Annotated in this window: 27 protein-coding genes; 8 read left to right on the top strand and 19 right to left on the bottom strand. The window is 64.4% G+C overall.

Going from position 1 to position 26157, the window contains the following annotated elements:
* Positions 1–26 precede the first annotated feature (26 nt).
* From sepX to ACXJKC_RS03365, 6 genes are all read right to left on the bottom strand, one after another.
* Entirely contained in the window at positions 27–929 is a 903-nt protein-coding gene (gene sepX / locus ACXJKC_RS03390) for a divisome protein SepX/GlpR (protein WP_456695262.1), read from the bottom strand.
* Positions 930–1016: 87 nt separating this feature from the next.
* Positions 1017–1550: a GNAT family N-acetyltransferase gene (locus ACXJKC_RS03385; RefSeq protein WP_456695594.1), complete on the bottom strand. Its 534-nt coding sequence runs from the start codon at positions 1548–1550 to the stop codon at positions 1017–1019.
* Between the two features lie 50 nt (positions 1551–1600).
* Positions 1601–2095, bottom strand: coding sequence for a MogA/MoaB family molybdenum cofactor biosynthesis protein (locus ACXJKC_RS03380; RefSeq protein ID WP_456695261.1), 495 nt, complete (start codon positions 2093–2095; stop codon positions 1601–1603).
* Complete coding sequence (gene moaC, locus ACXJKC_RS03375; RefSeq protein WP_456695260.1) at positions 2092–2562, bottom strand: cyclic pyranopterin monophosphate synthase MoaC; 471 nt, start codon at positions 2560–2562, stop codon at positions 2092–2094. Before moaC ends, ACXJKC_RS03380 begins: the two co-directional genes overlap by 4 nt.
* Entirely contained in the window at positions 2562–4016 is a 1455-nt protein-coding gene (gene glp, locus ACXJKC_RS03370; protein WP_456695259.1) for a molybdotransferase-like divisome protein Glp, read from the bottom strand. Before glp ends, moaC begins: the two co-directional genes overlap by 1 nt.
* 5 nt (positions 4017–4021) lie before the next feature.
* Positions 4022–5398, bottom strand: a complete 1377-nt coding sequence (locus ACXJKC_RS03365; protein WP_456695258.1) for a UTP--glucose-1-phosphate uridylyltransferase — start codon at positions 5396–5398, stop codon at positions 4022–4024.
* A gap of 39 nt (positions 5399–5437) precedes the next feature.
* Here ACXJKC_RS03365 and ACXJKC_RS03360 point away from each other — a divergent pair, with 39 nt between their 5' ends.
* Positions 5438–5998, top strand: a complete 561-nt coding sequence (locus ACXJKC_RS03360; protein ID WP_456695257.1) for a 5-formyltetrahydrofolate cyclo-ligase — start codon at positions 5438–5440, stop codon at positions 5996–5998.
* Positions 5999–6014: 16 nt separating this feature from the next.
* Here the strand turns inward: ACXJKC_RS03360 and ACXJKC_RS03355 are convergent, their stop codons facing one another.
* From ACXJKC_RS03355 to ACXJKC_RS03345, 3 genes are all read right to left on the bottom strand, one after another.
* Positions 6015–6320 carry a nucleotidyltransferase family protein gene (locus ACXJKC_RS03355; protein WP_456695256.1) on the bottom strand — a complete coding sequence of 102 codons (306 nt, stop codon included), beginning with the start codon at positions 6318–6320 and terminating at the stop codon, positions 6015–6017.
* 219 nt (positions 6321–6539) lie between these two features.
* Positions 6540–8462, bottom strand: coding sequence for a hypothetical protein (locus ACXJKC_RS03350; RefSeq protein ID WP_456695255.1), 1923 nt, complete (start codon positions 8460–8462; stop codon positions 6540–6542).
* A 562-nt stretch (positions 8463–9024) separates the two neighbouring features.
* Positions 9025–10326, bottom strand: coding sequence for a hypothetical protein (locus ACXJKC_RS03345; protein ID WP_456695254.1), 1302 nt, complete (start codon positions 10324–10326; stop codon positions 9025–9027).
* Between the two features lie 328 nt (positions 10327–10654).
* On the opposite strand from ACXJKC_RS03345, the gene ACXJKC_RS03340 reads away from it, so the two are divergent.
* On the top strand, positions 10655–11227 hold the full coding sequence (locus tag ACXJKC_RS03340) for a hypothetical protein (RefSeq protein ID WP_456695253.1): 573 nt from the start codon (positions 10655–10657) through the stop codon (positions 11225–11227).
* 128 nt (positions 11228–11355) lie between these two features.
* The gene (locus ACXJKC_RS03335; protein WP_456695252.1) at positions 11356–11589 is read left to right on the top strand and encodes a ribbon-helix-helix domain-containing protein; all 234 of its coding nucleotides are present in this window, start codon (positions 11356–11358) and stop codon (positions 11587–11589) included.
* Between the two features lie 426 nt (positions 11590–12015).
* Here the strand turns inward: ACXJKC_RS03335 and ACXJKC_RS03330 are convergent, their stop codons facing one another.
* Positions 12016–12327 carry a hypothetical protein gene (locus ACXJKC_RS03330; RefSeq protein ID WP_456695251.1) on the bottom strand — a complete coding sequence of 104 codons (312 nt, stop codon included), beginning with the start codon at positions 12325–12327 and terminating at the stop codon, positions 12016–12018.
* A gap of 369 nt (positions 12328–12696) precedes the next feature.
* On the opposite strand from ACXJKC_RS03330, the gene ACXJKC_RS03325 reads away from it, so the two are divergent.
* Positions 12697–12936, top strand: coding sequence for a hypothetical protein (locus ACXJKC_RS03325; RefSeq protein ID WP_456695250.1), 240 nt, complete (start codon positions 12697–12699; stop codon positions 12934–12936).
* Here the strand turns inward: ACXJKC_RS03325 and ACXJKC_RS03320 are convergent.
* Both ACXJKC_RS03320 and ACXJKC_RS03315 read right to left on the bottom strand, forming a co-directional pair.
* Positions 12926–13582 (bottom strand): response regulator, encoded by a 657-nt coding sequence (locus ACXJKC_RS03320; RefSeq protein ID WP_456695249.1) that lies wholly within the window; start codon positions 13580–13582, stop codon positions 12926–12928. The two genes, ACXJKC_RS03325 and ACXJKC_RS03320, sit on opposite strands and share 11 nt — an antisense overlap.
* Positions 13579–14724 (bottom strand): sensor histidine kinase, encoded by a 1146-nt coding sequence (locus ACXJKC_RS03315; protein WP_456695248.1) that lies wholly within the window; start codon positions 14722–14724, stop codon positions 13579–13581. Before ACXJKC_RS03315 ends, ACXJKC_RS03320 begins: the two co-directional genes overlap by 4 nt.
* A 132-nt stretch (positions 14725–14856) precedes the next feature.
* Between ACXJKC_RS03315 and ACXJKC_RS03310 the strand changes: the two genes are divergently transcribed.
* Positions 14857–16971 (top strand): MMPL family transporter, encoded by a 2115-nt coding sequence (locus ACXJKC_RS03310; RefSeq protein ID WP_456695247.1) that lies wholly within the window; start codon positions 14857–14859, stop codon positions 16969–16971.
* Between the two features lies 1 nt (position 16972).
* Here the strand turns inward: ACXJKC_RS03310 and ACXJKC_RS03305 are convergent, their stop codons facing one another.
* The 4 genes from ACXJKC_RS03305 to ACXJKC_RS03290 all read right to left on the bottom strand — a co-directional run bounded on the left by ACXJKC_RS03305 (position 16973) and on the right by ACXJKC_RS03290 (position 22610).
* Positions 16973–17539: a GNAT family N-acetyltransferase gene (locus tag ACXJKC_RS03305; RefSeq protein WP_456695246.1), complete on the bottom strand. Its 567-nt coding sequence runs from the start codon at positions 17537–17539 to the stop codon at positions 16973–16975.
* A 109-nt stretch (positions 17540–17648) separates the two neighbouring features.
* Positions 17649–20159, bottom strand: a complete 2511-nt coding sequence (locus tag ACXJKC_RS03300) for a penicillin acylase family protein (protein WP_456695245.1) — start codon at positions 20157–20159, stop codon at positions 17649–17651.
* Between the two features lie 47 nt (positions 20160–20206).
* The gene (locus tag ACXJKC_RS03295; RefSeq protein WP_456695244.1) at positions 20207–21244 is read right to left on the bottom strand and encodes a hemolysin family protein; all 1038 of its coding nucleotides are present in this window, start codon (positions 21242–21244) and stop codon (positions 20207–20209) included.
* Positions 21237–22610 carry a hemolysin family protein gene (locus tag ACXJKC_RS03290; protein ID WP_456695243.1) on the bottom strand — a complete coding sequence of 458 codons (1374 nt, stop codon included), beginning with the start codon at positions 22608–22610 and terminating at the stop codon, positions 21237–21239. Before ACXJKC_RS03290 ends, ACXJKC_RS03295 begins: the two co-directional genes overlap by 8 nt.
* Before the next feature lie 113 nt (positions 22611–22723).
* Between ACXJKC_RS03290 and ACXJKC_RS03285 the strand changes: the two genes are divergently transcribed.
* The 3 genes from ACXJKC_RS03285 to mscL all read left to right on the top strand — a co-directional run bounded on the left by ACXJKC_RS03285 (position 22724) and on the right by mscL (position 24144).
* Positions 22724–23038, top strand: coding sequence for an FmdB family zinc ribbon protein (locus tag ACXJKC_RS03285; protein ID WP_456695242.1), 315 nt, complete (start codon positions 22724–22726; stop codon positions 23036–23038).
* A gap of 52 nt (positions 23039–23090) precedes the next feature.
* Positions 23091–23684, top strand: coding sequence for an SAF domain-containing protein (locus ACXJKC_RS03280; protein WP_456695241.1), 594 nt, complete (start codon positions 23091–23093; stop codon positions 23682–23684).
* A gap of 73 nt (positions 23685–23757) precedes the next feature.
* Positions 23758–24144 (top strand): large conductance mechanosensitive channel protein MscL, encoded by a 387-nt coding sequence (gene mscL, locus ACXJKC_RS03275; RefSeq protein WP_456695240.1) that lies wholly within the window; start codon positions 23758–23760, stop codon positions 24142–24144.
* 31 nt (positions 24145–24175) lie between these two features.
* Here the strand turns inward: mscL and ACXJKC_RS03270 are convergent, their stop codons facing one another.
* The 3 genes from ACXJKC_RS03270 to ACXJKC_RS03260 form a co-directional block, all read right to left on the bottom strand.
* Positions 24176–24358 (bottom strand): hypothetical protein, encoded by a 183-nt coding sequence (locus ACXJKC_RS03270; RefSeq protein WP_456695239.1) that lies wholly within the window; start codon positions 24356–24358, stop codon positions 24176–24178.
* Complete coding sequence (locus ACXJKC_RS03265) at positions 24339–25241, bottom strand: NAD-dependent epimerase/dehydratase family protein (RefSeq protein ID WP_456695238.1); 903 nt, start codon at positions 25239–25241, stop codon at positions 24339–24341. Before ACXJKC_RS03265 ends, ACXJKC_RS03270 begins: the two co-directional genes overlap by 20 nt.
* Positions 25242–25369: 128 nt before the next feature.
* Positions 25370–26146, bottom strand: a complete 777-nt coding sequence (locus ACXJKC_RS03260) for an HAD-IIA family hydrolase (RefSeq protein ID WP_456695237.1) — start codon at positions 26144–26146, stop codon at positions 25370–25372.
* Positions 26147–26157 lie beyond the last annotated feature (11 nt).

The raw sequence follows: 26157 nt of genomic DNA, 5'->3' as shown, positions 1-26157 counted from the left end.
GCGCTCCGCAACATTATCAGGCGGGGTCAGTGACCCACCGCGCGGCGTTCCTCACCCGGCTCATCGGCGCGTGCCGGAAGTTCGACATCTTCGCCCTCGATGTGACCCGAGGTCCACGTTCCGGGCTGCGAGAAGTCGATCGTCCGCACTGTGCGGCCGGCCCGCGGCTTGGTCACGTAGGTCGGCAGCGTCACGGGAAGCGGATCCCACAGGGCCTCCCCCGACGTCGACACCGACGGGACGGCGATGACGATCTTGTCGTCGAGCGCATCGTCTTCGAGGGCGACGACTTCCATGACGTGCGGGCGTCCCGGGTCGACGTCCTCGAACTGCCCGGAGACGATGATCGTCTCTTCCTCGTCGGCAGCCGTCGAGACGTTGGCACCGGTCTTGCTCTTGGTCTTGGTCTTGGCAGTTTTCGCCTTGGCCTTGCTCTTGACCTTGTTCGCGAATGTGCCGACGGACTTGGTCGAGCGGGGCTTCTTGTCACGGACGAGCCCGAGCTCACCGCGCACCTGGATACGGCAGGCCACGAGCCACGCCAGAATCAGGGCGGCCGGGATAGCCATGTACGTCTTGGCGATGACACCTGCGAAGGCGACACCGCTGACGATCACAGCAAGCGCCAGCAGGGTCAGAAGCGTGCGGCGACGGCGGCGAGCCGCCAGTCGTGCGGCCGGACGGTCGAGCTTGCGTGCCTCGGGTTTGTCGGCGCTGCTGGTCACTGCGACAGGCGTATCGACCCCATCGCTCTCGACAGTTGACGCAGCGCCACTCCGGGGCCAAGCGATGACCCGGCTCAGCGATCCGGAACTCTCCACGGACGCGCTCTTGCTGGCTTCGTCGTAACGGCGCAGGGCAAGCGGGATGAAGTACGCCGCCCACACAACGACGACGAACGCAACGATCAACCCGGCACTGGCACCCACAAGCAAAACCGTAGGCTGTCGAGCGGCAGATAGCCCGGACAAATCGCCGTGTGTCGCCTGAGAACTTCTGAGGCTGGTGTGACTCGGTCAGCGCGAGAGACGCTCGAGGAGTCCGCGCGGGACGTCCTCGGCCAGGATCTGGAACAAGAGGTGGTCCTGCCACTCACCGGCAATGTGCAGGAATCGCGGGGCAAGACCGATCTCGGCGAAGCCCAACTTCTCCACGACGCGCAGGCTCGGAGCGTTCTCGGGGCGGATCGCGATCTCGATCCGGTGAAGTCCGACTGTCGTGAGCAAATGGTCACACACCAACGCGACGGCGGTCGGGGTGATGCCGCGACCCGCGTGACTTCGAGCCACCCAGTAGCCGATGCTCGCCGATCGGGACGATCCCCAGGCGATCGCATTGACCGTCAGCATGCCCACGAACTCGTCGTCCCAGGTCAGCACGAACGGCATCGTGTGGCCCTGCCGGGCTCTGCGGCGAAGAGTCGAGATCATGCCGAGGTACGACGCGGCTGGCGGTCCGGCCTCCTGGGGCAATGTCGCCTCCCAAGGCTGAAGCCACGACGCGTGGGCGTTCCGCACTCGCGCCCAAGCACGGGCGTCACGCCTGCGCAGCGGACGGACGCCGATCGATCCGTGTTTCAGCTCGACCGGCCAGCCGGGGCTCAGGAGTCGCTCCGGGGATGATCGCCGCCACGCAACTGGTCGACCGCATGCGGCAGGATGTCGGCGAGTACGGCCAGCCCGTCCTTCACGCCGCCTCGGGAACCGGGCAGATTGACCACGACCGTCGATCCCGCCACTCCGGCGAGTCCCCGCGAAAGGACGGCAGTGGGTACACCGGCAGCGACTCCTCGGGCGCGCATCGCCTCGGCCACGCCGGGCAGTTCGCGGTCGAGCAGCGGCCTGGTCGCCTCAGGCGTTCGGTCGGTTGGATTGATTCCCGTTCCGCCGGTCGTGATGACAGCATCTGCACCGGCATCCAACGCCGCCTTGATGGCCACCGCTACCGGGTCGCCGTCACCGACCACTGCGGCATCGTCGACCTCGAATCCCCACGACCGCAGGGCCTCCACGATCATGGGCCCGGTCTCGTCGGAGTAGATGCCGGCCGCCGCCCGATTGGAGGCAACGACGACGGCGGCCTTCGGCGTACTCATCGCCGCCAGTCACCGCTCTTGCCGCCTGACTTGGCGACGACTTCGATGTCGGTGATCCGGGCCAGTTTGTCGACCGCCTTGACCATGTCGACGACCGTCAGGGCCGCGACACTGACCGCTGTGAGGGCTTCCATCTCGACGCCCGTACGGTCGGCGGTGCGCACCGTCGCGGCGATCAGAACGGCGTCGTCCGCGACTTCGAGATCGACCTCGACGCCGCCGATCGCCAGTGGGTGACACAGCGGGATCAGATCGGGTGTGCGCTTGGTTGCCATGATTCCGGCGATGCGGGCTACTGAGAGGGCATCGCCTTTGGGTACGCCGTCGCCCCGCAGCAAGGCGATGACTTCGGCACTGACCTCGACGCGTCCACTGGCCGTCGCCGTCCGGGCGGTGACCGCCTTGGCCGTCACGTCGACCATGCGGGCGGCGCCCGAATCGTCGACGTGGGTCAGCCGGTGACCCATCAGAACGGCCTGTCGAGCACGAGGGTACGGACCGTGTCGCCGAGGTTGAGCGCGGTCTGGTCCTCCCCCACGATGATCAGTGCATTGGCCTTGGCCAAGGCTCCGACCATGTGCGATCCGGCGCCGACGAGCGGGGTGACCTTGGCACCACGGTGGGTCACCTCGAAGACGCCTCGCACGTACTGGCGGATGCCCGGGCGTGACTGCAGGTCAGCCGCGAGCACCGCGTGGACCATGGGCCGGCGGTACGGCGTGCGTCCCATCATCCGGCGGATCGCCGGCAGCACGAACACCTCGAACGAGACATACGCCGAAACTCCGTTGCCGGGCAGCGTGATGATCGGCGTCTGCTCGTCGAAGACCCGGCCGAAGCCTTGGGGTTTGCCCGGCTGCATCGCGACCTGGTTGAACTCGACCGTGCCGAGCGCCGACAGCGTCTCTTTGACGACATCGTGATCGCCCATGCTGATGCCGCCGCTCGTGACGACGAGGTCGGCGCGCACGAGCTGCTCCGACAGCACCCGGCGGAACGTGCGCGGATTGTCATCGACAGCACCGACCCGGTAGCAGATCGCACCGGCCTCGCGGACCGCCGCGGCGAGCATGTAGCTGTTGCCGTCGTTGATCGAGTCGTAGTCGAGATGTGTGCCGGGCTCGCGCAGTTCGGTGCCCGTCGAAATCACGACGACGCGAGGACGGGGACGGGCCTTGACCCGAGGTGCACCGAGTGCGGCCAACAGGCCGATCTCGCGGGGACCGAGAACCGTCCCTTCGGCGAGCACGGTGTCGCCGGCAGCGACGTCTTCGCCCTTGGGGCGGATCCGATCCCCGGGCTGGGTCGAGGCGAAGATCTGCACCCGGGCGTTTCCGCCGTCGGTCTCCTCGACCGGAACGACCGAATCGGCGCCGCGTGGGATCGGGGCACCGGTCATGATCTTGACTGCGGTTCCAGCGCTGATCGCGAACGGCTTGGCCGATCCTGCTGCGATCTCACCGACGACCGGCAGGGTCACGGGACGGTCCTTGCGTGCCTCCGTGATGTCTTCGGCGCGCACGGCGTATCCGTCCATCGCCGAGTTGTCGAACAGCGGCAGGCTCATCGGCGCGACGAATGCTTCGTGCAGCGGTAGTCCCAGGGACTCGACGAGCGGCTGGTCGTACGCCGCGAGGGGGCCGATTCCGCGCAGGATCTTCTCAAGGTGGTCTTCGACCGTCAGCAGACCCTCGCGAATGCTCGCGGGTCGGGGACGCGCCGAACGGGCCTGCGGTTCTGCCGCGGGCTTCTGGGGGTCGGGCGTCACCGGGTTCTTATGGGGGCTCGGGTTCTCCGGGCTTGTTTTTTCTGGGCTCGGCACCGGCTGGGTGAGCTCTTCATCGCCCGTCGGTTCAGAATTCACCGGGTCGATCGGCAGCATGTCCTGATCTGATGAGTCACCGGTCTCTCCTGTCGACATGTCGATCAGCCTAACCGCGTCTCGGTTGCGACGCTCTCGGCCATGCCCGTGTCGTCGAGATGAGCTTTGCCCACGACCACGACATCGTGGCCGAAACGCCAGTCACCCTTGACCGTCAACGACTCGGCGCCCACCAGTGAGGGCGGCTCCGGGATGCGGGCGTCGAAGTCGGTGATCGTCGTGTAGAACCGGCGGTCGAGGTCGACCAGCGGCGGGCTCTTGACCTGCGCGCGGACGCGGAAGTCGTCGCCGAGGCCGTAGACGTCGGACCGCAGCAACAGCAGATCATTCGTCGTCTTGACCGGAAGGAACCTCGACCGGTCGACCTCGATCGCCGTGGCGCCGTCGAACACCTCGACCGCAGCCCCCATCGCCGACTCGATCTGCACGACCGGAGTCGAAGTCGGGTCGGTCGGATCGACGGTCTTGGCATTGCGGATCAACGGCAGCCCGAGCACGCCGTCGCGTTCTTGCAGCGTCGACTTCATGGCCTGCAGGTCGAACCACAGGTTATTGGTGTGGAAGTACTTGTGCCTCGTCAGATCGGACGCCGCTTCGATGTCTTCTTCGGGAGTCTGCGCCGTTTCGCGCAGCACGAGCCGTCCGTCGCTGCGTCGCACCACGATGTGCCCGCCCTTGACGTCGGCGGGCGTGCGACGGCACACCTCGGCGGCGTAGGGCGCGCCTGATGCGGCGAACCAGCCCATCATCGCCGGATCCGGGGCCGCACCGAGGTTGTCGGCGTTGGAGACCGTCGCGTAGCGGTAACCGGCGTCGATCAGGGCATCGAGGATTCCGGAGACTTCGAGCGCCGTGTACAGATCGCCGTGCCCCGGGGGGCACCATTCGAGGGAGGGATCGGCCGGCCAGTCGACCGGGGTGAGGTCGTCCGCGCGCAGCTTGGGTTCACGGTTCTGAAGGAAGTCCAGCGGCAGCCCCTCGACGGCGAGATCGTCGTACTTCGCAAGTGCGGCCAAGGTGTCGTCGCGGGTGCGGAAGCTGTTCATGAACAGCAACGGCATCGGTACGCCATACGTTTCACGGACCGCGAGCACCTGGCCGGCGATGACGTCGAGGAACGTCAGGTCGGGGCGCACGGAGAGCAGCGTCTTGGCCCGATCGAGACCCATCGACGTGCCGAGTCCGCCGTTGAGCTTGATGACAGCCGTGACGGCGGCGGCCGCGCGACAGTCGTCGTCGCTGATCTCCAAGGCACCTGCGTGGTCGATGTCGATCAGCGGTTCGACGTCGGACTCGGGGATCATCCCGGTCGCGCCCTGTTCGAGCTGCACGTAGAACGACGCGAAGACGTCGATGGCACGCTGAGGTACGCCTGCGGCGAGCATGCGCTGCTTGGCTTGTTCGAGTCCGGTCACAGTCATTCCCTCTTCCCCCAGGGCCCATAGGTTAGCGTCAGCCGCGTGACGAAGAGCGATGTGCGCGAAAAGCTGCTCGCGCGGCGACGGTCGATGAGCTCGTCGGAGCGGGCCGAAGCCGCCGAGGCGATCGCATTGCACCTGCTCGCCACGCCCGTGATTGCGCGGGCTCGCAGGGTCGCTTGTTATCTGTCGATGCTGTCAGAGCCCGGCACTGGGCCGACTCTCTCTGCGCTTGCCGAGCACGGGATCGAGGTCATCGTGCCGATCACCCAGGACGATCACACTCTCGACTGGGTTCTGTTTGACCCCGCGGTCGCACTGACTACGACGAGTCTCGGGATCCCCGAACCCGACGGCGAGCGTCTGGGTGCCGAGGCCTTGGCGAGCTGTGATGTCGTGATCGTCCCGGCGCTGGCGGTCGACCACTCCGGACATCGGCTGGGCCGCGGTGCCGGCTTCTACGACCGCGCGCTGGCGAGTGTCACTGCTCCGATCTGTGCCGTGGTGTTCGTCCATGAGTTGCTGCCCGAGGTTCCGCACGAGCCCCACGACGTGCCGGTGCAGATGGCTGCGACTCCTGCGGGGATCTTTCGAGTGCCGTGAGCGCGGGTGGAGCGATCTAGGCAACGTAGATCTCTTCAGCAGTTCCGAACGCCTCAGCCGCGAAGTGCGGATTCTCGACCGCATCGGACATCACCAGGTCGACCTTGCGACCGATGATCCGCTCAAGGTCTGTCTTGAGTGCTAGATAGTTCCCCAACAGATCGTGAACCCTGGGAAGGAAATCGACCAAGAAGTCGACGCCGCTCCGCTCTGGATCGAACCGACCAGCGACGACCGAACCGACGACCCACAGCCGGGCCACGCCGCGCCGTCTACATGCACGCGTGACCGCCTCACTGTCGAGGAACGCTGGGATACTCATAAGTGTCATTGTCCCAGAATCCCTGATGCTCAAAGACGTGCGTCATTCCGCCCAGAATGACGCTCTACCAAACCTGCAAGTCACAAAGGTGCAGAACGGTCGAGGCAGCATCCGGGCGGGGGACACGATGATTTTTCAGATGCGAGGCGCTCCGTCGTGGTCGAATCGATCCGGTATCGTCGCCAAGCGCATCGTCCGTTCTTCCATGTGCATGTGCGACTACTCGGGTTCCGGCACGAGAGTTGTGACGGCTGCCAAGCCTGGGTGAGCGATCGTGGAGATTGTTGGGTGGTCGTAGTCAAAGTCGATCTCCGAGAATTCCTGTCCGTACCTGTCTGGGATGGCGTTGTCGGCGACGATGAATTGCAGACGTCCCGGCGTGGCGTCTGCCTGCGTAACGAATCGCCGATACATCTGAGCGGCGATGTCGTCTTGGTTATTCAGAGCCAGCCTTGGACTGTCGATCATTAAGAAGGCTGGGTAGGGACAGTCAAATCTACGGTTGGCGACAGTGAGCAGGCTCAGCCAGTACGCAACCTGTGTCGATGTGATGATCCCGCCGCCTGAACTGACCTCGTCAAAGACGAGGCCATTAATCATGGGGAGGTATGTGTCTGGATTGATGACTGCTGATTCCACGCTAGGGATTCCGAACGCAAGAACCGTCGACTGCAGTTCTTCGCTCAACTCGGCTATGACTTCCGTCTTGCGTTGGGACAAGCGAGCCTGACCGCTCTCAGCGTCCAGTTTCAGTCGATTGCGACGCAAGGTGAGCCGTTCAGCTTCTTGTCCGAGGTCGTCAGCATGGTCCCACTGTCGGAGGGTCTGCTCGAGAAACTCCTGTTGGACGATCGCGCGTTGCTGTTTTGCGGTGGCGTCGGCGAACGCCTGCAGCCTCGGAGACACCCGGGTCGAGGTGCGCACTTCGATCTGTTCAGCAATCGATGAAATGAGCTCAGACCGACTGAACTGAACCCGCTGAGTCTCTGAGGCACGCTGGTCAATGACATTCAATTGATCCTCGAGCTCTGCCAGTTGGACGGTAAGCTGCTCGCTTTCGTATTGCAGTTCGTGATTGTGTCCCGGTACCACGTCGGCCTGTAAGCAGACCCGGCACAGCTCTGGAGCGACTTGGCGAGCATCTAAACGTTGAGTGCACCGCGGGCAGACGGAGAACTCGATACTTGCAAGTCGTTCCCCAGCATCGGACATACGCGCGAGGCGGCCCAATTCCGACCTGACCCGATTCTTCTCGCTGGCGTACTCTTGTCTCTCTCTGGCGAGATCAACAGCCATTCGGTTGGCTTCTGTGAGAGCCTGCTCGGCACTGCCGAGCATCTCGCGCAGCAGTTGCGTCTCCCGGTCGCTTGCTGGAGCTAGTTCATCCCGGAGCGAAGCGATCTCAGCCTCGGCTTCCTGTTGATCGGCAACGGCCTTCGCGAGCAGGATCTCGACGTCCAACCGGTCGGTAAGGCCGCTTGACTCCAGGAACTGATTGACGGTCTGGAACTCATGAGTTGCCGACTCGATCTGACCCTTCAGCCGATTGAACTCGGACCACTGTCCCAAGATCTCGGAATCTGTGAGGCCGAACAGTACCTCGAACACTGCCTTACGCTTCGGCTCGTAGTAGCCGTCATTACTCTTCGCAATCTCTCGGTTGATCGCGGATTGCGGCACATACATGTACTGGAAGACATCGTTGAAGGTGATCGCAGCACCTGGCTTCGCGCTTCGTCCACTTCGTGCCGCTGCCTTCATCCCAGCTTCAAGTCCAAGCGACTCCAGCAGGAGGGTGCTGATGCTTGGTTCGCGTGAGTCGACATTGCGGTCGCCAAGCCGCTCGCGGGTCATGAGATCTACTACGCGGATCTTCTTCATGCCGTTTGCGTCCGTCGAACGTGAAAGCTGGAATGACTCGTTGCCGACTTGGACGTTCAGATGAACATCAGTAACGGATTCCTTTACAACTGGGGCTAACATCGCGTCGCCACCGAGCACGTGCTTCACCAGCTCGAGGAGAGTTGTCTTGCCAACACCGGTATGGCCCGCCAATACGCTTAAATCGGACGAGAACGAGTGTTCAAGCTGGCCATTGGTCGTATCTAGCCGGATAGATACGATTCTGAAATGCGAAGTCATCGAATCTCTGTCCTTTGGGGGCGATTCATCAGCGCTGGGAGGTTCGCGTAGATCAACGACTTCAGATGGTTACCCGACATTCCGCCTGTGGCTTGCGCTATGACGGCGCATCGCTCCGCGATCTCGCCCCACATCGCGGCGTCTTTCAAGTCGCTCGCCAAGGCTTGCCCAGATGGCGTCGGGGCGAGGGCGACGCTGCCGCGTCGGCCTCGTACGTACTTGACAAGCCCTCGAGACACTAGTGCTCCAATCACCGGGTAGTACCGGTCATCCCAAGGCCCGTACTTGTATCGGATCATTGGATCGTCGACTCGCGTGGGAAACTCGGGATCCTCGATATGTAGCCGAGGATCCGTCGGTTGCAAATCCTCTAATACGGCTGGCGCGAGTCCCGGGTATCGAACCAGGAAGTCCAGCTTCGCAAGCTTTGTCAGTCCGTCCAGTTTCCTTGCGTGGCCGGGGTCGGCTGCGACCGCTTCGATGAGGAGGAGAACCCGTGACTGGTGGTACGCCAAGTCGTCCAAAAGCCAGCGGCGATCCTCTTCGCTCGTGGCTGCTGAATTCACCACTGCGCATCGCCTCGACGAATCGCATCAATTCGCTCAGCGATGTCAAAACGATCGGAGAACCAAACTTTGCATTGATTCGACAGGTCAGAGACTCCTCCGAGAAGCAGGTCGGCGTCCATACCTAGAGCCTCCGGCCTTCCCTGTAGAGCGAGAAGTTCGCCCTCGACTTTTCGCCACAGCGCGGCGCCCCACGGCACGCCGGACGTTTCGACCTCATGTGTTGCGGTATCCACGACACGGAGCAAGAGACGACGGAGCTGCCTGACATCAGTCGAGTTCGACGGAGAGGAACCGCGCCCATTCACGAACTGTCGATAGTCAAGACGCAGCAGTTCTGCGCGTTCGATTGAGTTGTCGGAGCAGCGGCCCGTTGCCATCTTGATGGCCATGCGATTCGTTCTTGGCAGGCGAGGTAGGGGGTCGTATCCCCTTGGATTCGCCGCGCTGATCCTTATGACTAGATCCAGTTCAGGAAGCGTGAGGCACCTAGCTTCGTCCCCATGTGCAATTTCGTGTCCGAGGACAGTTGGCAACCGGCCGGCCGTCCTCGGACCCGCCGAACGCATTCGTTCTCTGACCACCTCAAGAACCGATTTCCAGATTGCTGAAGCTGCGAGAGGAGAGCCGAGTTTTGCTGCGATAGGTGCTGCGTACATGCCTGGCGCAGCATGTGGGAGATGCTGACGGTGAGCGAGGCTGTGCTCGATCCTTAGTATCGCGAGAAACCGTGAGACGCTCTCAATGAGACTGGCCCCGTCAGCCACTGGAACGCCGCCTCCATGTGCCTTCTCAACGGCTGCGCAAAGCGCGTCGATGGAAGGTTTGGATTTGGTCAATTTGCCCGGACCCGGTGGAGGAATCGTCTGCATGCCTAGAGCCGACAGGTTCGAGACCTCCGCTCCAATACCTGCCGTCGTCGCAACTCGGCATCGACACTTTGCTCCAAGCGCTACCCAACGTTCATACAGATGGAGAACCCCACCCTCGGTCAGAAGTGAAGAGACGGTAGTAAACGCTCCGAAGGCGGTCTCTTTGTGCTTAGCCGAGACGATCTCAATCTTGTCACTGGAAATGAGCGCCCAGTCTTCGTGATGCTCGCAGACAAGCTGGAAGTCCGAGTCGGCGAGCAAGGTGCCGTCTGGAGCCAGCGACTCCAAGTACATCGCCAGGACATCAGCGGTTGCCATCGCAGCCTGCCATTCAAACCGATCCTGCGTTTGCGCCCCTGAATCGTCCGGTGCCGGACTTGATAAGAAGCCTGACGCGCCGGACGCGAGCGCGTGGATGTCAGACATGCGCTCACCTTAGTGACAGTTGGGGTCCAGTAGTGCCGGAATCTGAGAAGACGTGTCGAGCCACGTTCGGCACAGATACTGAAAGATCGGACGATCTATCGCGCATGAGGCGGACAACGATGCTGAGATGTGTGTTCTTGGTGCTGAGACGTAAGGCGTCATCCGCCGCGTCTCGGCACCCAAAGGCGCCGGAAGTAGGTTGATGAAGCCTGGAGAGACGAGTTTCAGGACTAAAGGGCGTCAGATTGACCGTGGCGTGTGACACTTTGTCACCGACTACTAGGGATGAGGGCGACGGGATGAACCTGGTTCGGGCCTTTCGAAACTGATGAACGACGACGTGGTGGAGAGCGAGTGCGACAAGCACGGGCTGGATCGGCACGTGTTCGTGCACGAGGCAGGGCACGCTGTTGCAGCGATCGACAACGGACTAGAGTTCCGGCGCATCGTCCTTTTCGCTGAGGATGCCATGCCGAAGTTTGCGGACGGCTTGGTAGTCGCGCCGGGTGCGGTCGAAATGTTGGATGGCGACCCGGCGACTTGGGTTCCTAACGACATGCTCGCGTCGATGCGCTTCTTGCTCGGCGGGGCTGTCGCGGAGCGCGCTGTGCTTGGTCACGAAATATCCGGCGGGTGGCGCCAAGACATCATTACTTGGCGCATCGGCGCTGGCCGCAGGGACCTCCTCGAAGAACGCGAGCTGACCGACATGTTGGGTCAGCCGCTGATGGAGCTGTATCACTCTGAGCTGGATGCCGCCTATGGCAAGACGGATCGGATCGTCGCGCTTGCCGATCACCTGGGGAAGCACTCCGGACCTTGGGAGATGCCGTACGACAAGGTAGTGAAGTTCCTCAACGGCCACGAGGCGGCCGAGGGCGCAGCAGTCTCTGACACGTAGGCGGAGGTCAGGACCCGCTTTCCACATCTGCGTCATCCACCGCATTTGCTGCGGGGAGAAGCCTGTTCGAAATGTCCGTAGCGGCGTCGGCACCTACCTGGCTGGGATTTTCGTTATACGATTTGTCTATGGTCACTGAGAAGCAGATTCGGGAGTGGTCGGACGAGGCTGCTGCGGGATATGACATCGACGAATTGAAGCGTCGCGGTCGTGGTCGGCCGGGTCGTGGTGCTGAGCCGATGCAGGTGGTTGCCGTACGGCTCACCGCTGACGAGATCGCGACGCTCGATGCGGTTGCCGAGCGCGAGCACTTGTCCCGTTCTGAGGCGATTCGGCGCGCACTGGCTGACTTTGCAGCGTGAGGATCCACTCGAGTGCGCTCAAGCACGGAGTGTTGTCCGAGAACGCTGTCCAGGCGGCCGATTGGCCCCAGTGGATTGAGCCCCTTGATGGTGATGATTGACCGCATTGTGAGTTGCGGCTCGGCTTCGACACCCGGGCTCGTTTACTCGAGACTGTCGTTCTGGTTTTCGAGAGCGGTGAAGAGATGGCGATCCATGCGATCGCCAGGTTCTGCGCACCGTGGCGCGCGTCAATCCCCGCTATTCGGCCGGCGGGATCGGAACGCAGAAACCAGCCTGGTCTGCTGCGAGGCACGCTGAGCAGACCCTCAGGTGCACGTCGGGCAGCAACGGCCACACCCGCGATCTGTTGATCGCTTGAAGGCACCGACCGTCCCAGTCAAGGGGCACTTGGTCGTTCGCGTCAAACCGCGAGCTCCGAATCCATCAAAGGAGTAGTCGGGCTGCCTTGGCTCGGTCGAAGAACGCAAGTACGTGCGGCAACTGCTGGTCGGTGACCGTGAACTTCGCAATGTCAGAGCTGACGCTGATGCTCTCATCCGGGCGGCGGAGTCCGACCCTGATCTTCATTCCGCCCCTGACGGGTTTCGCTTCCACACCGAGATGATCGACGTGCCACCGGCCGTGCCCACCCGCCACCACACGCTCAGAGGCGTCATAGATGTCGACCACCCGGTGGTCGAGCACGAGCAGCACGTTGTCGTCGAGGCGATGCTCCAGATAGGCACGTTCGGTCACCACTGGAGATTAGCGCCTCAATCCACCGCGAATGGGGCAGAGAGCGCTAAACACCCGGTCCTTCGCGTTGTCTGGTTCCGCAAGACTCCGTCAGATGGATGAGGATCAACGTCGCTCTGGCAGGCAAAGGACCAAGCCTGCGATACGTCCAATCAACTGATGTCGCAGTGCTACCGAGTCTGTTGACGCTCTGCAGTCTCGGCTCAGAGGTGAAATCTAGTCAAGCAAGATGCGACCGGTTATCTCTACGACAGGTCCGGGTGCCTCGGTATATCGGCACGCACACATGATCCGAAGAGGTGGACCCTCGACAACGTGGCTCTTCCAAAGATTGGTACCTGAGCCATGCCGAAGCGCTACCGTACCTTCATGAGGACAGCGCTTCGATGGGTCGTGGGGCTGTGGGTCGTGTACTTGATACTCAGGTGTGGGTGGCGACTCGTGGTGGCGCTCGGCGGGCGGGACTGGGGCGACGCCGCGGGCAGCGTCCTGGCGCTGATGATCCTCCTGTGGATGTTCGACACCTTTCGGCCGAGGGGGCCGACCGACCTGCGGCGCCGCGCACCAAACGCTGACGGGTCCGGCGTGACAGCTGGCCCTATCCCTTGACGCGACCGGTCTCGTACGCCCACATCGCGACCTCGACGCGGTTGCGGGCGCCGAGCTTGTTCATCAGCGCGCCGACGTGGGTCTTCACGGTGCTCAAGGTGATGTGCAACTCGTCCGCTATCTCGGCGTTGGTGCGGCCGCGGGCGACGGTGAGGAGCACTTCTTCCTCACGTTCAGTGAGCGGCTCGATCGGCTGAGCCGGTGGGGAGGCTCGGTCTGGGCCCGCCAGTGTGGTGAGCAGGCGTCGGGTGATGTCGGGCGAGATGAGCGCGTCGCCGTTCGCGGCTGCGTGAATTGCCTGGACCAGCAGCTCGGGTCCAGCGTCCTTGAGGAGGAAGCCCCGGGCTCCGGCTTTGAGGGCGCCATGGACGTACTCGTCGAGATCGAAGGTCGTGATGATCACGATGGCCATGGGGTTCTCGACGCCTGGGCCGGCGAGCTGGCGGGTGGCCTCGACGCCGTCAATCCCGGGCATCCGGATGTCGAAGAGGCAGACGTCGGGACGCAACTCGCGTGCCACGGCCACCGCCTCATGACCATCCGTTGCCTCGCCGACGACCTCGATCCCGGGTTGCGCGTTGAGGATCATGGTGAGCCCGGTGCGGACCAGGAGCTGGTCGTCGGCGACCACCACCCGGATGGTCATCGCGGCACTTCCCGCGGCAGAGTCGCTTCGACGGTCCAGCCGCCGAGCGGGTCCGGGCCAGCCTGGCAGACACCACCGAGCAGCTTGGCTCGTTCTGCCATGCCGAGCAGGCCGTAGCCCACGGTGGTCGCGGGGCGGGGCGCTTCTCCGTCGTCGTGCACACGCAACCGTACGACGTCGACGTCGCCTGTGACACCCACGGTGACCGCTGTGGCGTTCAGCGAATGCCGGATCGCGTTCGTGACCGACTCCTGACAGATCCGATAGACCGCGACTTCCACCGGTTGCGGCAGGCCAGCGAGGTCGCCCCCGCGGTTCACCTGCACCAGGGAGCTCATGCGGGTCAACTCGTCCAGATCGCTGATGCCCCGCTGCGGCGCGTAGTCGACTGGCTCTGCGTCGGACACTTCCCCGTCGCGGAGCACCCGGACCATCGTGCGCATCTCGTACAGTGTCCGCGACGCCTCCGCCTCGATCACTGCCAGCGCCTCGACCGCCAAAGCCGGGTCGGTGGCCGCCACCGCCCGTCCCGCCTGGGCCTGGATCGCGATGGCCGACACATGGTGCGCGACGGTGTCGTGCAGCTCGCGGGCGAGCTCACCGCGCTCAAGCGTCCGGACCTGCTGCACCTCGCGCTGGCGCGCAACCGAGCGATAGCGCATCGCGGCCCCGAGGGCGAACGACGCGACCAGCACGGTGGTGCCACCGATGACGTCCCCGAGGTTCCCGCTGGTCGCGAGACCCAGGCCCGCCGGTACGGCGACGATCGCCGTACCGACCAGCGCTTCGGGGCCGGAAGCCCAGCGGTACAAGGCGTAAGGCAACAGCAGGACGCAGACCATGGAGTTGAACCCCACATCGGAGACGCCGTCGAGGAGCATCGGGATCTGCAGCACCATTGCGCCGCCGAAGCCGACCGCGGTCGCCAGAAGCGGATGAGTACGCCGCCAGAGCAGGACCGGGATCACCAGAAGCGCGACCACGATGGCCAAGGGGCGTTCCGGTACGTCAGGGCGGAAGATCGCCTCGCCCGCGGCCGCGACCAGGAAGGCGCCGACCAGGGCCCAGTCCCACCACACCCGCGCTGGCGGGTCCGGGGCACGGGGCTCGGCTAGGACCGAGCGGATGAATGCGGCGAACACCGCTCCAGCATAGGGAGCATTGACCCTCACCGTACGGGGCACAAGTACGAGCCGTTTCTCGTCCTTTCGGCCGAGGAGTCCCTCAATCCTGGGCCCGATGTATGTCGCTCGCTGCCGGGCCACCGTGGAGGCATGTCGAATCTCCTCTACCGGCTCGGCCGGTCTGCTGCCACCCGGCCCTGGGTCGCGATCGGCGCCTGGGTCGTTCTCACGCTCGTTGTCATCGCCTCCTCCGTTGCCTTCGGGCGCGATCTCGAGGAGAGCTTCGAGGCGCCCGGCCTCGACTCCTACCAAGCTGCGGAGCTGCTCGCCGAGGCGCAGGCCGACGAGGGCGGGGTCACCGCACACGTCGTACTCGAAGCCCAGGACGCAGCAGCGCGACTGGCGTCGGTGGAGTCAGCTCTCGAGGCACTCCCCCACGTGCTCGGGACGACCAGCAGCATCTCACCGGACGGCGATATTGCACTCGTGCGGGTGCAGTACCCCGCGATCGAGCACCTCGATGCCGCCGACCTGGACAACCTCCAGGACGCCGTCGCCGACCTGCGTGAGGACTCGTCCCTGACACTGGAGACCGGAGGCGATCTGTTCTTCGCGTTCGAGGAAGCCCCCACCGGACTCGGCGAGGTCGCGGGAATCGTCGTCGCGATGATCGTCCTGCTGATCGCGTTCGGCTCCTTTGTCGCGATGGGGCTGCCGATCGGTATGGCGCTGTTCGGTCTGGTCGTCGGCGTCACCTCGATGAAGCTCGTCACGTACCTGATCGACATCCCGGCGTGGGCGCCGCAGCTTGCGGCGATGGTCGGACTCGGCGTCGGTATCGACTACGCGCTCTTCCTGGTCACCCGGCACCGCGAACACCTGGCACTGGGCATGCCGGTCGCCGAAGCGGTGGGCAGAGCCATGGCTACGGCAGGACAGGCGGTGATCTTCGCCGGAGGCACGGTCGTCGTGGCCATCCTGGGACTGCTCTTCGCGGGGATCCCGTTCGTGACCGGTGGCGGGATCGCGATCTCCGCGATGGTGCTCGTGATGGTGTTCGCTTCGGTCACCCTGCTGCCGGCACTTCTCGGGCTGGCAGGGCACCGGATCAACGGACGCCGGCGCACGCCGCACCGGCCGAGCACCGGCTGGTACCGATGGGGCGCCCACGTGACCCGCAACGCTACGGCGTACCTCGCCTGCGGAGCGGTCTTCATGATCGCCCTGGCCACGCCCGTTCTCGCGCTCAACCTGGGCTTCCCGGACGACGGGACCAAGCCCGAGTCGAGGACCGAACGACGGGCCTACGACCTGATCGCCGACGGATTCGGCCCCGGCGCCAACGGGCCGTTGGTGATCGCGGTCGACATCTCCCAGGACGGGTCCGTCGTGGCTCCGTTGGCAGAGGCGATGGCAGCCGATCCGGGCATCACCTCGGTCAGCGAACCGACCATCGATCTCACCGCGGGCGTGGCGACCCTGGTGGCGCAGCCGAGCACCTCGCCCCAAGACGTTGCCACCCAGGAGACCGTCGCGAGGCTACGCAGCGAGGTCATCCCGACGATGCTCGAAGGCACCGCGGCGACAGCCCATGTCGGCGGCCAGACAGCGACGTTCGCCGACCTCGGTGACCGGGTGCAGGAGCGGATGCCCCGCTTCGTGATGGCCGTGCTGCTGCTGTCGTTCCTCTTACTCACGGTGCTGTTCAGGTCGGTCTTGGTGCCGCTGAAGGCGGTCCTGCTGAACCTGCTGAGCGTCGGCGCGGCGTACGGCGTGCTCGTCATGGTCTTCCAATGGGGCTGGGCGGCCGGCCTGATCGGCGTGGAACAGGCGGTGCCGATCGTGTCGTTCATCCCGCTGTTCATGTTCGCGATCCTGTTCGGTCTCTCCATGGACTACGAGGTGTTCCTGTTGTCGCGGGTACGCGAGGAGTACCGGCGACACGGCGACAACACCCGTGCGGTCATCGCGGGGATCGCCGGCACCGGGCGCACCATCACCGCAGCCGCGCTGATCATGGTGGCGGTCTTCTCAGGCTTCGTCCTGGGCAGTGACCCGGTGGTGAAGATGATGGGAGTGGGACTGGCCACGGCGATCTTCCTCGACGCAACCGTCGTACGCCTGGTGCTTGTCCCGGCCACCATGAAGCTTCTGGGCGATGCGAACTGGTGGTTGCCGGGGTGGCTGGATCGGCTGCTGCCGGAGCTGGACCATGCGCCGGCGGAGGAGTCTGCGGAGGCAGCGCTACCGTCGCATCGCCAGTGACTCAGGCCGAGCGCGTCCATTCGTCGGCGAGGAGCGCGTAGACGTACTCGTCCATCCAGCCGTGGTCGCGGTGAAGCGAGTCTTTGACGTGATGAGCCTCGCGGCGCATGCCGACCCGCTCCATCAGACGCCACGACGGTTCGTTGTCGGTGAAGCAGGCGGCCGTGACCCGGTGCAGCGCCAGGTCATCGACGCAGACACCGATCAAAGCTCGAATCGCCTCGGTCGCGAGTCCGCGGCCGTGGTGCGCCGGATTGAAGGTCCAGCCGAGTTCAGCTTCCGATCCCACGGCCTGCTCGGCCACCTCTCGCTGCGCGTAGGCGGCTCGGAGCTTGACCATGAGGTCACCGATCAACTGGCCGTCGTGCTCGACGATGACGGCTGTCTCGCCGTCGCCGAAACGCTCGGCGAGCGATTCGAGGTCGGTGGCATTGCCTCCGATCCACTCAGCGACCTGAGGCTGCGACCGGTAAGCGAAGATCTTGGGAATGTCACCGTCGGCCAAGCGTCGCAACACCAACCGTTCGGTGCGGACCGGCCAGTCGACAACGTCAAGAGATGAAGCCATGGACCCATCGTGTCAGGCAGAGCTCCCGCTCCGACCGGACTATTGCTTATCCGCCGTGCAGGACTCTCCAGGTCACACGGCAAGTATGCCGAAATGACCGCCGCCAGAACTAATCCGGCCTTCCCGTCAAGGTCAGCTCCTTCTCCGTCACCTTCTCGACCGCCTTCTGGCCGAACGCCCAGGGCGCGGCCTCGCCTTTCGCCCAGAGCTTTTGCTGGTCGACGTAGTTGTCGTGGAAGGCATGCCCGGAGTTGCCGGTCAGCTGGATCCACCTCGACCGGTCGAGGTCGGCCAGGTCGACAATCATCCGCATCGACGGAACCGAGGTGATCTCGTAGCCCTCAGCTGCATCCCAGCCGGTCGCATTGACGAGGCCGCTGCCGCCGCCGATCTTGTACGGCCCACGGTTGAACAGCCAATTGACTGCCCCGACGCCGGAGTCGCCCAACGTCGGGTTGACCAGCTCCAGGGTGTGCATCGCGCCCCAGCGCCATTTCTCCGGGCTACGTGACTGGTGCATCGTCAGCTCGTCGCGGGCATCCCGCATGGCCTGAGCCAAGATGTCATCGCGAGTCTCCCGCACCGGGGTTCGGACGTCGTCCCACCACGAATTTGCGGGATCGTCGAGGATCTCGTCGATGATGCTGTACCAACGCTCTCCCCCGCCGGGCCACACTGCCTTCGGCAGCTGATCGTGGAAGGTGTCGGCGAGCAGATTGCTCCACACAGCGTTGAAGTACGCCGCGGCAGACGAATCGGCGTCCTGCCGGAAGTCCCACCCCTTCAGCGTCTTCGCGCCCTGACGGTAGTAGTTGCTCTCCAAAGGTATGTCGAGCAGCGCCGGAACCAGCCTGGCCGCCACGGCACTGTAGGTGTCGTTCTGGATGTCGGCCATCTTCTCGACGCTGAGCTTGTCGGTCGCCTCGATGAGCTCCCTGATGCGCTGCGACCGGTAGCCCGCCGCAGTGTCGGCGCCCAGCATCTCGGGGTACTGATCACCGATGACCTTGTTGTTGGCCGTCACGATGAAGCCCTCATCGGGGTTGTAGACACGCGGCAATGAATCGAACGGGATCGAGCCGCTCCAGCCGTACGACGAGTCCCAGCCCGGAACGGGCCAACGTCCATCGCCCTTCTTGCGAATCGGGATCGTGCCGGGCGCCTGATAACCGATATTGCCTTTGACATCGGCATAGATCAGATTCTGCGACGGCACCGTGAACAGCTTGGCGGCCGCACGGAACTGCTCCCAGTTCTGCGCCTTGCCGAGCGCGAAGACCGCCTTGACGGTCGGCGACGGGTCGAGCGCCGTCCACCGCAGCGCGACTTCGTACGTCCCCTGATCGGTGGTCCGTTGCAGGCCTTCGCCCACCTCGTCGATGTCGTCGTCGAGGTCAGAGAGCAATGGCCCATGCCGCGTCGAGCGCACCGTGATCGTCTCGGTGTCGCCGCCGGCGACCTTGAACGTCTCCTTGCGGGTCTCCAGCGGAACCTGTTTGCCGTTGAACTCGTACGTGTCGCCGACGACCCGCTCGAGGTACAGATCCGTGACATCGGCGTACATCGTCGTGACACCCCACGCGATCTTCGCGTTGTGCCCCACCACGACGCCCGGCAGACCGGAGAACGAGAAGCCCGCGACGTCGTACGGGCACGCCTTGTTGACGGTCCTGCAGTGCAGGCCGACCTGGTACCAGATACCCGGCATCGACGGCGCCAGGTGCGGGTCATTGGCCAGGATCGGCTTGCCGGTCTTCGAGCGTTTGCCGTCGACGACCCAGGAGTTTGAGCCGATACCGTCGCCGATGCCGAGCAGCGCGGGAAGCGCCTCGGCGCCACTGCGTGCCTTCTTCAACGACGCGACCGCGGACCTGGCCAGCCCCGCCTCAGTCGGCGTGGGCGCACCGTCTTGGGCGAACTGATCGCCCACCACGGTTCCCTGATCTCCGACGATCGTCGCGTGGTCCTTGGGATAGTCCGGGTACAGCTGTTCGACCTCGGCGACCGAGAGCTTCTGCGTCGCGAGTACCCGGTCGATCTCGTCAGTCATATTGCTGCGCAGATCCCACGCCATCGCTTTGATCCAGGCCAGCGAATCGACCATCGTCCATGGTTCGGGTGTGTAGTCCGGTCCGGTGAGGCCCAGCACCGAATACTCCAACGACAGCTTCGACGCCGAACGGCTCTCGATATAGGCGTTGACGCCACGCGCATACGCACGCAGCAGGCCCAAGGTCTCATCGTCGAGCAGTGCCAGCTCCTGTTGGGCGACTCGTCGCCAGCCGAGGGTGCGAACGTACTTGTCGGTGTCCAGCGCAGCATCGCCCACCAGTTCGGCCAGACGTCCTGCCGTCACATGACGGCGGAAGTCCATCTCGTAGAACCGGTCCTGGGCGTGCACATAACCCTGCGCCAGGAACAACTCTTCAGACGTGTCCGCGTAGATCTGCGGAATGCCCAATCCATCGCGCTTGACCGTGACATCCGTCTTGATCCCAGCGATCTGTACCGCACCCGTGGTGTCGGGAAACGACTTGCGCACCGTGACGAACGAGAACACCGCTCCTGCCACGAGCAGGACGGTGAGCAAGCCAACGAGACCGATCAGGATGCGACGCACCGAGCCATTCTCACCCACCGCACCAACGGTTGCGAACGAGCCGGCGCTCAGGCCCTCTCTGCGCTGCGAATCTCGCCGACGAGCTCTTCCAGAACGTCTTCGAGCATGATGACGCCGAGCACGTCGCCGTTCTCGTCGGCGACCCGCGCCATGTGTGAGCCTCTTGACTGCATCGTGCGCAGTGCCTCATACAGGCCAGACCCGATCCCGACCGTCGCCAGCGGACGGACCCATTTGTCCGCGATCGTCTCCAGGCGCGATGTCTCGTCGGTCTCCAGAACGTCCTTGATATGCAGGTAGCCGGTCAGGTTCCCGCTCCCGTCCGTGACGGGGAAGCGGGAGAACCCGGTATCGGCGCAGGCCCGTTCGACGTCGACGGGAGTCGAGCTCGGCGGGATCGTGACAAGACCGTCACGGGGCAACAGAACCTGGTCGATCGTCCCGTCGGAGAAGTCGAGCGCTCCGGAGACGAGGCTGAACTCGTGCTCGTCGAGCAGGCCCTCACGGCGTGATTCGGCCACCAGGCCGGCGACCTCGTCGTGCGTGTAGGTCGAGGACACTTCGTCGACCGGCTGCACCCGGAACAACCGGATGATGACGTTCGCGATGCCGTTGAGGACCACGACGAACGGCTTGAGCACGAACACCACGCCCAGCATGAACGGACCCAGGAACAACGACGCCCGGTCGGGCCCGACAAGCGCGAGGTTCTTGGGCACCATCTCGCCCAGGACGACGTGTGCGAACACCACGATCGTCATCGCGATGACGAACGAGATCGGGTGCAGCAGTCCGTGCGGGACGCCCAGCGCTTCGAAGCCCGGCTCCATGAGGTGCGCTATCGCGGGCTCACCGACGGCACCGAGACCCAGCGAACACATCGTGATGCCGAGCTGCGCCGCGGCCATGACCTGAGTGATGTTCTCGATCGCCCGCATCGCCATGCGCGCGGGACGCGAACCCGCCGCGATACGCGGCTCGAGCTGAGTGCGCCGCGCCGAGATCAGTGCGAACTCCGCTGCGACGAACAAGGCGTTGAGCGCCAACAGCACCAGCAGGAGGAGTACTCCGGCCCAGTCACTCATGCCCATCACCTGCCTCGACCGAGGCTGTGTCATCGATCGTCAGGGAGACCCGATCGATGCGACGACCGTCCATGCGTTCGACCGTCAAGATCACGATGGTGGGTTCGAGCTCCTCATCTGATTCGTCGGGGGTGCGCTCGATCGTGAGCCGCACAACATCGCCGCGTACCGCGATTCGGCCGAGTTCGAGATTGATCAGGCCGCCGATGGTCTCGTAGTCCTCACCCTCGGGCAGCGCGATACCGGTCTGCTCTTCGACCTCGTCAGGACGCAACAGCCCCGACAACGACCAGGTGCCGTCGCGACGGTGCCGGCTGCGCGCCGACAGCCGGTCGTGCTCGTCGGCGATATCGCCGACGATCTCCTCGATCAGGTCCTCCAGCGTCACGATGCCGTCGGTGCCGCCGTACTCATCGACGACGACCGCCATCTGCATGCCCTGCTCGCGCAGCAACAGCAGCAGCGGGTCGAGCTCGATGCTGTCGGGCACCGTCGTGACGGGGTCGAGGATGTCGATCAGTCGGACACTGCGACGACGGTTGACGTCGACGCCGACCGCGCGCTTGACGTGCACCGCGCCCAAGATGTCGTCGGGGCTCTTGCCGATCACCGGGAATCGGGAATGGCCTGTCTGCCTCGCCGCCTCGATGACGTCGAATGCGGTGTCGCGGCTTTCGAGGAAGTGCACCCGCACCCGCGGCGTGCGAACGTCGGCCGCGGTGCGGTCACCGAACGCGATACTGCGGGCCACCAGGTCGGCGGTCTCGTCGTCGATCGCGCCTTCCATGGCCGAGCGCAGCACCAACGACCGCAGCTCGACAGGCGAACGGGCCGAGCGCAGTTCTTCCTGTGGCTCGACGCCGAGGGCCCGCAGGATCGCGTTCGCCAGGCCGTTGAGCAACCGGATCGGCCACGCCATCGCCTTGGTGAACGCACGTTGCGGCCATTGGGTCAGCGCGGCAGTGCGCTGCGGCAGCGCCAGCGCGAAGTTCTTGGGGATGAGCTCGCCGACCAGCATCGTGACGACAGTGCTCAGCACCAGCGCGATCGCGTACGAGACACCCCGCAGGGCCCCGTCCTCGAGGCCGACCGACTCCAACGGCCCTTTCAGGAGCTTGCCGATCGCCGGCTCGGCCAGGAAGCCGATCGCCAGGTTCGTGATCGTGATGCCCAATTGAGCACCGCTGAGCTGGGTCGACAGCGACTTCAACGCGATCAAGGTGCCTTGCGCGCCCTTGTCGCCGGCTTCGGCGTCGCGTTCGATCGTCGCCCGGTCGACGGTGACGAACGAGAATTCTGCGGCGACGAACACGCCGCAGGCCAGCATGAGAAGTAAGGAGGTGGCCAGGAGCAGCCATTCAGTCATCGAAGGACTCCGGGACGATGGTCTCTACAAGGACTGATTCGGTGAGGGATGTAATCGATCACGATGGCGTAACTGTACCCTTGGGAGGCCAATCAATCGATCGGGAGCTTGTCGTGCCGAAGTACCAGTACCAGTGCAAGGACTGCGCAGAAGCGCTGGAAGTGCAGCAGAGCTTCTCCGACGATGCACTGACGGTGTGCCCCGCGTGCGGCGGCAACCTGCGCAAGGTCTTCAACGCAGTCGGCGTCGTCTTCAAGGGTTCGGGCTTCTACAAGACCGACAGCCGCTCGACATCCACGGCGTCCTCACCTGCCTCATCGACTTCGTCATCGGCCGAAAGCAGCAAGCCGGCCAAGTCCGAGAGCGCGACGCCTGCCGCATCCACCTCGACGCCTGCCAAGACTTCGGGGTCCGGTTCCGCCGCCTGAACCCTGTGGACAGCCGCCTGCACGGCGGGCCGGACCTTCCTAGGCTCCGGTCATGGACCGCATCTGGCGCATCGTCTTCGAGCACCGCAGATTGCTGGCTGCGCTCTTCACGGGTCTCGCCGTCCTCGCGGCACTCAATGCGCTGACAGCTTCTCCCGACACGACGGCCGTCACGGTCGCCAGCCATGACCTGCGCAGCGGGCAGATTCTCACCGGGGCCGACCTCCGTACGGCGCATGTCCCTCCCGACGCCGCTCCAGAGCATGCGCTCGAACACGACGAGGCGATTGGCCGGACGGTGGCCGGTCCCATGCGCGACGGCGAGGCGCTGACCGACTATCGCGTATTGCAGCCGGGGACGATGGCCGGATACGGCAAAGGCGCCGTCCTCACCACGATCCGGGTGGACCGCTCAGACGGCGCGGCGAACGTCCAGCCCGGCGACCGGGTCGACATCGTCGCGGTCGACCCCGACGGAAACAGCCAAGCCGAGGTGATTGCCCGCGGCGTCGAGGTCGTCACGGTGCCGTCCGTCGACGACTCGGGCGTCACAGCCCTCGGCGTCGTGACGTCGGAGAAGAACGCCCTCGCGCTGGCGACCGCAGGGCTGAACTCGCGGTTCAGCGTCATCACCTCGTCCTCGTGACAGCCGGGATAGCGCCGGACCGCGTGACGTGGCTAGGGTCGTCGTACCAGCTTCTACACCTTCAGGGGGATGCATGCTCCAGGGATTCAAAGACTTCCTGCTCCGCGGAAATATCGTCGATCTTGCCGTCGCCGTTGTCATCGGCACCGCTTTCACAGCTCTCGTGGCAGCGTTCACGAAGTCGTTCATCGAGCCTCTGCTCGGCGTCATCGGCGGTGGCGGCCAGTACGGCATGAGCTTCGAGATCAACGACCAGCAGTTCACGATCGGCGCATTCATCACCGCGTGCATCACCTTCGTGATCACTGCCGCAGTCGTCTACTTCTTCATCGTCGTCCCGATGAAGAAGCTCAACGAGCTGCGCGACAAGGGCAAGGAGCCCGAGCCGGAAGGCGTTTCCGAGGACATCGCGCTGCTGCGCGAGATCCGCGATCAGCTGGCTCGTCGCCCCCAGATCTGACTACAGCTCAGTCACAGGACCAATTCACGGCTCAGCCGTGGTGGGGCGGGACGTCGCGGAGGTAGTCCTCATCGCGTGACGTTCCGCCTTGCTCGTTCCAGCCCTCGTCGGTCTCATCGGTCGTCGTGGACGGCAACAGGTCACCGAGCAGCTCAGCCGCACGGCGACGGCGTTCACGTTCTGATGCCTTCGGCTCAGGCTTGGACGAGTTCACGGAACCATTCTGGCGTCATGGTGCGATGGATCGGTTGCCAGCCCGTCTGCTCGCTGAAGAGTTGCGACGAGACCCGCTGTGACCGGGTGAGGATCTCGAGCTTCTCGGCGCCGACGCGCAAGATCCAGTGCGGCAGGAATTCACCCGACGGACGTCCGGCGGCGATCGCGATCGAGTCGACGTACTCGCCACGCCTTACCGGATCGGCACCCACGTTGTAGATTCCGCCGGGCGCTGCCAGGGCGTGCACGACGGCGGTGCCGATGTCGTCCGGATGGATCGCGTGCATCCAGGAATCACGTTCGCCGAGCCCGATGGCCCGGCCGGCTGCCGCACGCCGGAACAGCCACGCGGTGTTGCGATCCTTGCCGGTGATGAGCCCGAATCGCAGGCTGACCGCGACTCCCCCGCTTGAGCCGAATGCACGAATATTGTCCTCGGCCACCACGACCGGCTCAGTCGCCCGGGTCACATCGACCAGACTACGCTCGTCGATCCACTGATCGCCCTGGTCGGCGTAGATGAAGCTCAGGCTCTGTTGGATGACCCGGCCGACACTGGCTCGCTGCGCGGCGTCGACCACGATCCGCGAACCCTGGAGCCTGATTCGATCGATCGCCTTGAGCGATCCGGGACGCAGCGCGCCTTTGCCGATCGGCACTTTCGTCGCGAGATTGGCGACCGCATCGCAGCCCTTCATACCTGCGGTCAACGTGGCCCGATCGAACAAGTCGCCGACCCACGGATGTGCGCCCGCGGCCGTGACCAGGGCGGCCTGCTCCCTCGTGCGGACGAGTCCGACGACGTCGTGTCCGGCTTGGTGCAGCGCGTCGATGGAGGATCGGCCCATGACTCCCGTGGCACCCGTGAGAAATACCTTCACGTTTCTCTCCCTGATGGGGGTCCCCGGACACGTACTATCCGGGCATCGCCTTCGCCGCCTGTGGGCGGATCCGGAGATTACGAAACGATAACAAACTTCGACGCCAAAGTGTTACCAGCGGGTAACTTTCAGGTCACGAGCGGAACCACGTCGGCGATCGACGCGAAGATCTCCGTGGGCCGGAACGGGAACCGGTCGACCGCACTGGCCGGCGTCGAGCCCGTCAGCACGAGGAAGGTCCGTAACCCGGCCTCGAGACCGGAGAGCACGTCGGTGTCCATCCGATCGCCGATCATGACGGTCGTCTCTGAATGGGCCTCGATCTGATTGAGCGCGCTGCGCATCATCAGTGGATTGGGTTTGCCGACGAAGTACGGCTCCACTCCCGTCGCCTTGGTGATCAGCGCCGCGACCGAACCCGTCGCGGGCAGCGATCCCGAAGGCGAGGGGCCGGTCGCATCCGGGTTGGTAGCGATGAACCGGGCACCGTTGTCGATCAGCTGGATCGCCCGGGTGATCGCCTCGAAGGAGTACGTCCGGGTCTCCCCGAGCACGACGTAGTCGGGTTCACTGCTCGTCATGATGTATCCGACATTGTGCAGCGCGGTCGTCATACCGGCCTCGCCGATGACGTAGGCGGTGCCCTCGGGACGCTGCTCGGAGAGGAACTTCGCGGTTGCAAGCGCCGAGGTCCAGATAGCCGACTCCGGGACGTCGATGCCGGCCGCTCGCAGTCGGGCGCACAGATCGCGAGGAGTGAAGATCGAGTTGTTGGTCAGCACCAGGAACTTGCGTTCAGCCTCCCGCAGGCGTGCGATGAAGTCGGCCGCCCCCGGTATCGCCTTCTCCTCGTGCACGAGAACGCCGTCCATGTCGGTCAGCCAGGTCTCGATCGGCTTGGTCATGTGACCATTGT

It is taken from the genome of Aeromicrobium sp. P5_D10 (genome assembly GCF_054049535.1).
Note: the sequence above shows the minus strand (reverse complement) of the source record. Positions and strands in the feature narration are given on the sequence as shown.

Coding starts and splice junctions, on each gene's coding strand:
- ACXJKC_RS03305 (WP_456695246.1), bottom strand. CDS start 17,539: ATGGCTTCATCTCTTGACGTTGTCGACTGGCCGGTCCGCACCGAACGG.
- ACXJKC_RS03345 (WP_456695254.1), bottom strand. CDS start 10,326: ATGTCTGACATCCACGCGCTCGCGTCCGGCGCGTCAGGCTTCTTATCA.
- ACXJKC_RS03290 (WP_456695243.1), bottom strand. CDS start 22,610: ATGACTGAATGGCTGCTCCTGGCCACCTCCTTACTTCTCATGCTGGCC.
- ACXJKC_RS03310 (WP_456695247.1), top strand. CDS start 14,857: ATGTCGAATCTCCTCTACCGGCTCGGCCGGTCTGCTGCCACCCGGCCC.
- ACXJKC_RS03295 (WP_456695244.1), bottom strand. CDS start 21,244: ATGAGTGACTGGGCCGGAGTACTCCTCCTGCTGGTGCTGTTGGCGCTC.
- ACXJKC_RS03335 (WP_456695252.1), top strand. CDS start 11,356: ATGGTCACTGAGAAGCAGATTCGGGAGTGGTCGGACGAGGCTGCTGCG.
- ACXJKC_RS03280 (WP_456695241.1), top strand. CDS start 23,091: ATGGACCGCATCTGGCGCATCGTCTTCGAGCACCGCAGATTGCTGGCT.
- ACXJKC_RS03355 (WP_456695256.1), bottom strand. CDS start 6,320: ATGAGTATCCCAGCGTTCCTCGACAGTGAGGCGGTCACGCGTGCATGT.
- ACXJKC_RS03350 (WP_456695255.1), bottom strand. CDS start 8,462: ATGACTTCGCATTTCAGAATCGTATCTATCCGGCTAGATACGACCAAT.
- moaC (WP_456695260.1), bottom strand. CDS start 2,562: ATGGGTCACCGGCTGACCCACGTCGACGATTCGGGCGCCGCCCGCATG.
- ACXJKC_RS03320 (WP_456695249.1), bottom strand. CDS start 13,582: ATGACCATCCGGGTGGTGGTCGCCGACGACCAGCTCCTGGTCCGCACC.
- ACXJKC_RS03325 (WP_456695250.1), top strand. CDS start 12,697: ATGAGGACAGCGCTTCGATGGGTCGTGGGGCTGTGGGTCGTGTACTTG.
- glp (WP_456695259.1), bottom strand. CDS start 4,016: ATGTCGACAGGAGAGACCGGTGACTCATCAGATCAGGACATGCTGCCG.
- ACXJKC_RS03260 (WP_456695237.1), bottom strand. CDS start 26,146: ATGACCAAGCCGATCGAGACCTGGCTGACCGACATGGACGGCGTTCTC.
- mscL (WP_456695240.1), top strand. CDS start 23,758: ATGCTCCAGGGATTCAAAGACTTCCTGCTCCGCGGAAATATCGTCGAT.
- ACXJKC_RS03340 (WP_456695253.1), top strand. CDS start 10,655: ATGAACGACGACGTGGTGGAGAGCGAGTGCGACAAGCACGGGCTGGAT.
- ACXJKC_RS03365 (WP_456695258.1), bottom strand. CDS start 5,398: ATGACTGTGACCGGACTCGAACAAGCCAAGCAGCGCATGCTCGCCGCA.
- ACXJKC_RS03380 (WP_456695261.1), bottom strand. CDS start 2,095: ATGAGTACGCCGAAGGCCGCCGTCGTCGTTGCCTCCAATCGGGCGGCG.